This is a genomic window from Xanthomonas sp. SHU 199, from assembly GCF_000364665.1.
Lineage (GTDB): Bacteria > Pseudomonadota > Gammaproteobacteria > Xanthomonadales > Xanthomonadaceae > Xanthomonas_A > Xanthomonas_A sontii.
In genome coordinates this window covers 1-5,226 of the sequence record NZ_AQOI01000080.1, presented here as the reverse complement: position 1 = coordinate 5,226, position 5,226 = coordinate 1, and the positions used below count along the sequence as shown (strand labels likewise).

General features: G+C 66.1%; 4 protein-coding genes. 2 read left to right on the top strand and 2 right to left on the bottom strand.

Going from position 1 to position 5,226, the window contains the following annotated elements; all coding sequences use genetic code 11:
* Positions 1-389 (top strand): c-type cytochrome biogenesis protein CcmI/CycH (locus D183_RS0104095; RefSeq protein ID WP_017907873.1); only part of this gene is annotated, 389 nt, incomplete at its 5' end.
* A 313-nt stretch (positions 390-702) separates the two neighbouring features.
* Positions 703-1,815 carry a homoserine O-acetyltransferase MetX gene (metX, locus tag D183_RS0104090; RefSeq protein ID WP_017907872.1) on the top strand — a complete coding sequence of 371 codons (1,113 nt, stop codon included), beginning with the start codon at positions 703-705 and terminating at the stop codon, positions 1,813-1,815.
* 288 nt (positions 1,816-2,103) lie between these two features.
* Here the strand turns inward: metX and D183_RS26290 are convergent, their stop codons facing one another.
* Positions 2,104-4,011: a S8 family serine peptidase gene (locus D183_RS26290; RefSeq protein ID WP_157835172.1), complete on the bottom strand. Its 1,908-nt coding sequence runs from the start codon at positions 4,009-4,011 to the stop codon at positions 2,104-2,106.
* Positions 4,012-4,291: 280 nt separating this feature from the next.
* Positions 4,292-5,226: amino acid ABC transporter ATP-binding/permease protein (locus D183_RS23960; protein WP_017907870.1), on the bottom strand; the 935-nt coding region annotated here is incomplete at its 5' end.

The window sequence follows — 5,226 nt, the reverse complement described above, 5'->3', positions numbered from 1 at the left end:
CCGCTGACGGCGCCACGGCGCAGCCTGACAAGGCGCCGGCGACCGCCGGCCTGACCGTGGCGGTGTCGCTGGACCCGGCGTTCGCCGCCCGCGTGCGCCTGCGCGGCGACGCCAGCGTATTCGTGATCGCGCGCGTGCCGGGCGGCCCGCCGATGCCGGTGGCGGTGCAGAAACATCCGCTGCAGGCGCTGCCGTTGCGGGTGACGCTGAGCGACGCGGACAGCCCGATGCCGACGCAGAAACTCTCGCAACTCAAGCAGGTGCAGGTGATCGCGCGGCTGTCGGCCAGCGGTAATGCCATGCGCCAGGACGGCGATCTGGAATCGGCGCCGGTGACGGTCACCCTGCCGGCGACCGCGCCGGTGGAGCTGGTGATCGGCAAGCCGTAGCGCAAGCAGTCGTGTGGGAGCGACCGTGGCTGATCGGGACCGTCCGGTCGCGACCAGGACAAGACGCCAGCAAGAATGCGAAACGTCGTTGCAGCAACGGCTTCAGCCGCGACACGCTCTACCTGGAGGCCTGTCGCGGCTGAAGCCGCTCCCACGAGGCAACAGCGTGTCGGACTGGATCGCGGTGGAAGCGAATGATCAGACGCGCAGTAGATCCGGCCCGGCGTCACTCACGGACGCCATTGCGGCCCGACACGCTCCATCCCGCACCCCGCATACGCCGGATGCGCAATCGCGCGGCTAGAATCGGCGCATGACCGAATTCATCCCGCCCGGCAGCCGCTTCCTCGCCCTGCCCTCGCCGTTCCCGATGAAACGTGGCGGCCAGCTGCATGGCGCGCGGGTCGCCTACGAAACCTGGGGCACGCTGTCGGCCGCGGGCGACAACGCGGTCCTGATCGTCACCGGGCTCTCGCCCGACGCGCATGCCGCAGCCAATGCCGACGATCCCACGCCAGGCTGGTGGGAAGGCATGCTCGGCCCGGGCAAGCCGATCGACACCCAGCGTTGGTTCGTGATCTGCGTGAACTCACTGGGCAGTTGCAAAGGTTCGACCGGCCCGGCCTCGCCGCATCCGGACGACGGCCAGCCGTATCGCCTGCGCTTCCCGGAGCTGTCGATCGAGGACGGTGCCGACGCCGCCGCGCAAGTGGTGCGGGCACTGAACATCGCGCAGTTGGCCTGCGTGATCGGCAACTCGATGGGCGGCATGACTGCGCTGGCGCTGCTGCACCGGCATCCAGGCCTGGCGCGCAGCCACATCAATATTTCCGGCAGCGCGCAGGCACTGCCGTTCTCGATCGCGATCCGCTCGCTGCAGCGCGAGGCGATCCGCCTGGACCCGAACTGGAACGGCGGCGACTACGACGAGGCCACCTATCCCGAGTCGGGCATGCGCATGGCACGCAAGCTGGGCGTGATCACCTACCGCTCGGCGCTGGAATGGGACGGCCGCTTCGGCCGCGTGCGGCTGGACTCGGACCAGACCGACGACGATCCGTTCGGCCTGGAATTCCAGGTCGAGAGCTACCTGGAAGGCCACGCCCGCCGCTTCGTGCGCCGCTTCGACCCGAACTGCTATCTGTACCTGAGCCGCTCGATGGACTGGTTCGACCTGGCCGAACCTGCGGGCGGCGACGTGCTGGCCGGCATCGCCACGATCCAGATCGAGCGCGCGCTGGCGATCGGCGCCAACACCGACATCCTGTTTCCGGTGCAGCAGCAGCAACAGATCGCCGACGGCCTGCGCGCCGGCGGCGCACAGGCGCAGTTCCTGGGGCTGGATTCGCCGCAGGGCCACGATGCGTTCCTGGTCGATTTCGCGCGGTTCGGGCCGGCGGTGCGGGCGTTTCTGGATGCGCTGTGAGTGGTGCGGCGTACTGCCCGTACCACTCCATCATGCGGTGCCTGGCGATGCCGCCATCGGCAAGTCGAGATGGACTTACCTCAAGATGCATCCCGCTCAGTGAGTTGATTTCCCTCCGAACACGTCGCACCTGGCAGATCCCCCGCGCGTAACCGCTGCCACGGCCGTACGCACGGACCGACTGAAACGCTGGCGACACACGGAACTAGAAAAACAGGAGCGAGAGCACGGCAGATCCTTTGCCGTACTCTCGCCGATCGTTGCAGCAGAACGCCGGCAACGGTGAAATCAGTTGAACCGCGCCATGTCCGCCAACGCCGTGTTCTGAATCAGTGTCTCGCCATTGAACTCGAAGTAGCGGCCATAGGCGGTGATCACCTCATGCCGATTGCTCTTCAGCTCACGCGTATCGAACTTGCACGGCGTACCCGCCGGACCGTAGTTGCAGATCTGCTGATAGCGCGCAACGCTCTGCAACGGACCGGAAGCAAGCAGATTGCCGTTGGCATCCCACATCCAGTACTGCCCGTACGCGTTGACCGACTCGACCAGACCGCCCCATTCCGGGAACACGACCAGCGAGCGCGTGTCGAATACGCAGGGATTGCTCTGGGTTTTCTGGTAACACGGCCCATTGGCGGCAGCGTATCGCGGTACGTCGTGCAGCGCTCCACCCTGCGGGCCGAATGGCTGACCGTTAGCGTCAAAGTTCCAGTAACGGCCATAGGCGGTAATGGATTCCAAATAGCCCACACCCGGGTAGTTCACTTCGGCGCGGGTATCAAACTTGCAGGGCTTTTTACGCGTGACGAACTGGGTCGTGCACGGTCCGTTGCCTCCCGCGTAAACCGAAGAGCTACTGAGCGGCACAGGAAGCGTGACCGGCAAGCCCTGAGCATCAAACTTCCACACGTGGCCGTAAGCGGTGACGGTCTCGGTGCCATCCGGCGCTACATCCATGCTATCCAGAGTGCACTGCGCATGTCCCGACTTGCCAGGTACGTTGTAACGGCACGCGCCAGCGGACATGCCCTGACCGGCGACACTGCGTGCGGCACTGACGGCGGCTTCGGCGTTCAGCAGACCTGCGCCACAGCCACCGGAGGGACATACCATCGGACCTGCCGAAGCCTGCAGAATGCTTGTGATCTGGGCGGGACTCAACGACGGGTTGGCTGAGAGCATCAGTCCGATGACGCCACTGACATGAGGTGTTGCCATCGAAGTGCCACTCAGAAAGCGATAGCAATGCACCCATTGGGTACCAGTGCCCTCGGCCCAAGCCGACATCACACCCACTCTGCTGGTGCTTACGCCCTTGTTTCCTACATTGTTCAAAATGGGACAGGCGCCCTCTCCCGCACCGAACACACCATCTTCTCGGGTCGCTCCTCCACCCGGCGCCGTCAACGTCAGCGATGCACCACCATTGCTGTACGGAGCTTCCACGTTAGGCTCTTGCGGCGTGCCGAGGGAGGCACCTACGGAGATCACCCCGGGACAGGACGCTGGACTGACATTTGCCACATCCACCCGAGACTCTGGTACTCCCTCATTGTCGTATTTGATAGCGGGCGTATTGTGGTTACCCGCCGCCGCGACCACAGGTACGCCGGCAGCCACCGCGCCGGCAATCGCGGCGCGGGTAAGCTTGTAATTGCCACTACTGCTGCACGAGACATTTGCCTGGGCAAAACTGAGATTGATCACGCGCGCACCAGACTGCACCGCCACCTGGATGCCGTCGGCGATACTCGCATCGGTTAGCGATGTCTTGATCGAAAGGACTTCACACTGCGGGCATACTCCGGCGACACCCTCACCATTCCGGGTTCGGGCCGCCACGATACCCATGACATGAGTTCCATGCGCACCGGAGCCGATGTATCTAGAGTCTTCACCATTGCCATCTAGCGCCTCGGTCGCATCCCAGTAAGTCGCGAGACCAGCGCCATCTTTCGCCCAGTTGATATCCGGATGCTCGGAGTATCCAGTGTCAACCACCGCCACACGGATCTTTTCCCCACCCGACGGGGCCAGCGCCCAGGCCTGCGGCGCACGGATCGCATTGAGCGTCCACTGCTGCGCCGAAAGCGGATCGTTGGTCAGCGCCTGTGCGTGCACCGCGCCGCTCAGCGCCAGCCCTGCCATCACCCCCAAGCGCACCAGGGCCGACAGCCGTTTCTTCGCGAACATTGTTCCAAACATAAGTGAAACTCCTTTTCTCTGATGGGCAACCCCCTGTCGCCCGGTCATCCGGAAAGAAACTGACTACCGCTTCGTGGTGTTCGTTCCGCATCACCGACCGTCGCGAAATTCTAGAGCGGTGACGTCTCACAGGCCGACACTGACGGCGCGTTGTATACCATCAGAGAATCTCGTCCCAGTTGCCATCGTTCTGCGACGTGCGTGCTTGGAGGTCGCCGCCATTCGTGGCACACGTGCGCCACGCGTGACCAGTCACGCTGCGCGTGTCTCACACCGTGTCATCGCCCGACGCTTCGACGCTGCGCACGAGCTGCCCGTCCTGCAACCGATAACGCACATGCACCACCCCATCGGGCAGCACATCGTGACTGATCAGCAGCAGGCTGCGCTGGCCCAGCGCCTGCGCCAGGTCGCGCAGCAGCGCCTGCGCGGTGTCCACGTCCAGGCCTTCGGTGGGTTCGTCCAGCACCAGCAGCGGTGCCTCGCGCAACAGGGCGCGGGCCAGGGCCAGGCGCCGCGCCTGGCCGGCGGACATGGTGGCGCCGTTTTCGCCGAGCCAGGCGTCGAGGCCACCGACTTCGTGCAGCCAGGCGTCGAGCCGCACGTCGGTCAGCACCCGCTGCAGCCGCGCATCGTCGGCTGCGGGATCGCCCAGGCGCAGATTGTCGCGCACGCTGCCGGCGAACACCGGCGCGCCCTGCGGCAGCCAGGCGACGCGGCGATGCCACTGTGCCTCGGCCACCTCGCGCAAATCCGTGCCGGCGTAGCGGACGCTGCCCTGTTGCGGATCCCACAGCCGCAGCAGCAGCGCCGACAGGGTGGTCTTGCCGCTGCCGCTGTCGCCGGAGATGGCAATGCGCTCGCCCGGGGCGATGCGCAGGGAGACGCCGTCGAGTACGCGCCGCGCCTCGCCCGGCCAGGCGAACACGACGTCGTCGAACTGCACCTCGCCAGTGGCCGGCAGCGGCTGCGGATGCGCCGGGTCGAGCACCGGTGGCGCCTGCCCGGCGATCGCCTGCAGGCGCCGCGCGGCGACGCGGCCGGACTGCAGCGCCTGCCAGGCCAGGCCGGCCCCGGCCCAGACCTCGAGCAGGGCCACGGTCAGGAACACCAGGCCGGCAGCCTGTTCGGCGCTGATCGCGTCGGCACGCGCCGCACCCAGCGCCACCCACAGCATCGCCAACAGGCCCGCCGCAGCGCACA

Excerpts from the sequence above, each read along its gene's own strand:
- metX (WP_017907872.1), top strand. The coding sequence starts at position 703 with ATGACCGAATTCATCCCGCCCGGCAGCCGCTTCCTCGCCCTGCCCTCG.
- D183_RS26290 (WP_157835172.1), bottom strand. The coding sequence starts at position 4,011 with ATGTTCGCGAAGAAACGGCTGTCGGCCCTGGTGCGCTTGGGGGTGATG.